Annotated in this window: 3 protein-coding genes; 1 reads left to right on the top strand and 2 read right to left on the bottom strand. The window is 72.7% G+C overall.

The window, feature by feature from the left end; translation table 11 throughout:
• Positions 1 to 198: 198 nt before the first annotated feature.
• Positions 199 to 1,410 (bottom strand): MFS transporter, encoded by a 1,212-nt coding sequence (locus tag HII36_RS53980; protein ID WP_173531170.1) that lies wholly within the window; start codon positions 1,408 to 1,410, stop codon positions 199 to 201.
• 71 nt (positions 1,411 to 1,481) lie between these two features.
• On the opposite strand from HII36_RS53980, the gene HII36_RS53985 reads away from it, so the two are divergent.
• Positions 1,482 to 2,459 carry a GlxA family transcriptional regulator gene (locus HII36_RS53985; protein ID WP_173531171.1) on the top strand — a complete coding sequence of 326 codons (978 nt, stop codon included), beginning with the start codon at positions 1,482 to 1,484 and terminating at the stop codon, positions 2,457 to 2,459.
• A gap of 21 nt (positions 2,460 to 2,480) precedes the next feature.
• On the opposite strand, the gene HII36_RS53990 is transcribed toward HII36_RS53985, so the two are convergent.
• On the bottom strand, positions 2,481 to 3,619 hold a 1,139-nt coding region (locus HII36_RS53990; protein WP_173531172.1), incomplete at its 5' end, for a carboxylesterase/lipase family protein.

Raw genomic sequence — 3,619 nt, forward strand, 5'->3', positions numbered from 1 at the left:
GCCACCTACGCCGACCCCGCCCACCAGCTCACCGGCATCCTGCTCACCCAAGTCGGCGCCTCCACCCCCGACTCCATCCGCCTCATCCACGACTTCTGGACCACCCTCTACCAGGCCATCGACGCCTGACCCTCCGACCACGGACGACTTCGAAGGAGCCCGCCACCATGTCCCTCGCCCTCACCGACCGCACGGCTGTCATGTCGTCGAACCGACCGCCACCTCGACCGGCGCGCCACCGGCCGGCTCCCCCGGAGACGTCCTGCCCAGCCGCCTGATCGGCCTGATCAGCAGCAGCGCGGCCACCACGCCGACCGCCACCACCGCCGAGCCCAGCATGAACGTACGCGGCTCGACCAGCTCGGTGACCGGCCCGGCCAGCGCCTGGCCGACCGCCATCCCGGCCACCGATCCGGCCACCTGGTAGGCGTTGACCCGGTTCAGCACGTCCGGCGCGACCTGCGTCTGCACGCTGGTGGACCACATCACCGACCAGAACGCCCACGCGCAGCCGCCGAGCAGGTGCCCGGCCATCAGCAGCGGCAGCGGCAGCCCGAGCGCGACCGTCAGCGGCACCGCCACGTACCCGCTCAGCGCGACCGCCCCGGCGGCCAGCGGCCGCGACGGCCTGAGCTTGATCGCCACCAGCCCGCCCAGCACGGTGCCGAGGCCGAGCGCCGCCATCACCCAGCCGTAGTCGACGCCGATGACCTGTGACGACAGCGGCACGTACGGCCCGATCACCAGCACGCCCCAGAACACCCAGACCAGGATGACCGACCACATCCAACTCCTGGCCTTGAACTCCTCCCAGCCCCTGCGCAGGTCGCTCAGCACGTTGGACGGCGCCGGCCTGGGCACCTTGACCCGGACCAGCAGCAGGCACACCCCGCTGACCAGGAACGTCGCGGCGTCCAAGGTGTAGACGAAGACCGGCCCGGTGACGACGATCAGCACCCCGGCCAGCGCGGGACCCGCCAGCTGGGTGACCGCCTCCGCGATCTTCAACGTGGCGTTGGCCCGCTGCGCGTCCTTGGCGACCAGCGGGACCATGCCGTTGACGCACGGCTCGAACACCCCGGCCGCCATGCCGGAGAAGAACGCCATCGCCAGCAACAGCGGGTACGGCGGCGCGCCGTCCAGGAAGGCCCAGGCCACGACTCCCTGGGTGATCACCCTGACCACGTCCGCACCGATCATCAGCACCCGGGCGCCGATCCGGTCGGCCACGACCCCGCCGAACAACATGACCAGCACCGCCGACGCGGTCCAGAGCGCGAGCACGTAGCCGACGCCGGCGATCCCGTACACCTCGCCGATCGCCAGGGCGGAGGCGACGGGCATCATCGCGTCGCCGAGCAGTGAGATCGTGCGGGCCCCGAAGTAGAGGGTGAAGTTCCTCGTCCACATGCGCCCAATTCTGGATTTTTCCAGATCAGAGCACCGGTGTCCCAAATGACATCATTGGGTACATTTACGCCATGGTCCTGGACTGCCCGGAGACACCCCCGGCCCCGTCAAGCCCGCACCGCGTGGTCGCCCTGGTCGCCCCGAACCAGGAGCTCTACCCGGTCACCTCCGCCTCGGCCGTCTTCGGCTACCACGGCCCGGACATCCCGCAGCACTACAGCTTCAGCCTGTGCGCCGAAATTCCCGGTTCCCTGTCCACCACGCTCGGCGTCCCCATCCAGGTGGACGCCGGTCTCGAAGCCATCGACGACGCCGCCACCGTGGTCATCGCGGGCTGGAGCTGGACCCTGGCCCCCTCGCCCGCCGTGCTCCAGGCCGTGTCCCGGGCCCATGCCCGAGGTGCCCGGATCGTCGCCGTCTGCGCCGGGATCTTCGTCCCCGCCGCGCTGGGGCTGCTGGACGGCCGGCGCGCCTCCGTCCACTGGGAGCTGTCCGGCGAGCTCGCCGCCCGCCACCCCCGCGTCATCCTGGACGACACGGTCATCTACGTCGACCACGGCGACGTCGCCACCGCCGGAGCCTCGGCCGCCACCCTCGACCTCTGCCTCCACCAGGTGTTCCAGGAGTACGGCGCGGCCCATGCCATGCGCATCGGCCGTCAGCTCGCCGCCGGTCCGCACCGCGAGGGCTGCCAGCGCCAGTACCCGCCGCTGCCCACCACCGGGCCCATGCCGGACTCGCTGGCGCCCCTGCTCGAATGGCTGCTCTCGCGCCTGCCCGACCACGTCACCGTCGAGGACATGGCCGCGTTCTCGGGCGTCTCGCCCAGGACGCTCACCCGTCAGTTCGCCGAGCAGCTCGGCGTGCCGCCGGCCCGGTGGCTGCTCGAACGCCGGCTGGCCGCCACCCGCGCCCTGCTGGAGGAGACCGACCTGCCCGTCGAGACCATCGCCAACCGGGTCGGGCTTTCTTCGGCGGTCAACCTCCGCCGCCGCTTCCACACCGCCCTGCGCACCACCCCGGCCGCCTACCGCCGCTCCTTCCGCTGACCCCGTACTTCGCGCCGTTCTTCAGCGGACGAGCAGCGGGAGCGGCGCGAAGTCGTGGTCCTGCCAGATCAGCCGCGAAGCCACCTCCGGATAGGCGGCGATCGTGGACGGCGTGTCGAAGAGCCGGGTGAGCCGGTGGCCGGCGTCGTACGCGGGCCAGCCCGGGTCGCCGTGCGCGGCGAACGCCGTCCACGCCTCGCGCATCCGCGCCGACAGCTCCTCCGCCTCAGGGGAAGGCGGGTCGCCGATCAGCATGGCGGGCTGGCCGCCGCTCGGGCCCAGGTTGCCGAAGACGAGCGGCACGTCCAGGCCGTGGCAGGCGCCGAGCAGCCCGTCCATCGCCGGCGCGGGCCAGGTCAGCTCGTACAGGTGGGCCTGGCCGCCGCCGGAGAGCTGCGCCTCGGCCAGGTGCAGGCTCGGCATGCGGAACAGCCAGTCCGCGTTGACCAGTTCGTACAGTTCCTCGTCTGACGCGTCAGGGAACGCCTCGCGGTAGCCGCGGGCGCCGTCCTGGCCCGGGGCGAGCAGGTGCAGCGCGGCCTGGGCCTGCTCGGACGTGACCTGGCCGAGCACGCCGTCGATCAGGCTGAACAGCCGGTGCTCATCACGCGTGTGCCCGACGAGCAGCCCGACGTCCCGCGCGGCGCCGCCGGCCAGCGCCTGCCATGGGGTCGTCGGCAGGACGTCACCGTCGACGACCGGCGCGTACGGGATCGGCCGGTGGGTGATCCGCCCCCAGCGTTCCCGCCACTGGTCCATCTTGGCGAAGACGGCGTCACCGGCGGCGGGCAGCTCGTCCGGGGCCACCGCCGACAGGCCCGGCACGGTGGGGCGTACCCCCAGCTCGGCGGCGCAGGCGGCGGCGACGTCGGCGGCCAGCTCAGGGGAGAAGAACGTGCCCACCACGCTCTGCGCGATCGCCCGCCGGAAGAGCCCGGCGGCACGCGGCATGGCGAGCAGCGCGGCGACCGACCCGCCGCCCGCCGACTGCCCGAAGACCGTGACCCGGTCCGGGTCGCCGCCGAACGCCCGGATGTCGTCCTGGACCCACCGCAGGGCCGCGACCTGGTCGAGCAGCCCCCGGTTGGCCGGCGCGCCGTCGATCTGCGCGAACCCCTCGATGCCGAGCCGGTAGTTGAGCGTCACGACCACGACCCCGC

The organism is Nonomuraea antri (assembly GCF_013283785.1).
In the GTDB taxonomy this organism is placed as follows: domain Bacteria; phylum Actinomycetota; class Actinomycetes; order Streptosporangiales; family Streptosporangiaceae; genus Nonomuraea; species Nonomuraea antri.

Coding starts and splice junctions, on each gene's coding strand:
- HII36_RS53980 (WP_173531170.1), bottom strand. CDS start 1,410: ATGTGGACGAGGAACTTCACCCTCTACTTCGGGGCCCGCACGATCTCA.
- HII36_RS53985 (WP_173531171.1), top strand. CDS start 1,482: ATGGTCCTGGACTGCCCGGAGACACCCCCGGCCCCGTCAAGCCCGCAC.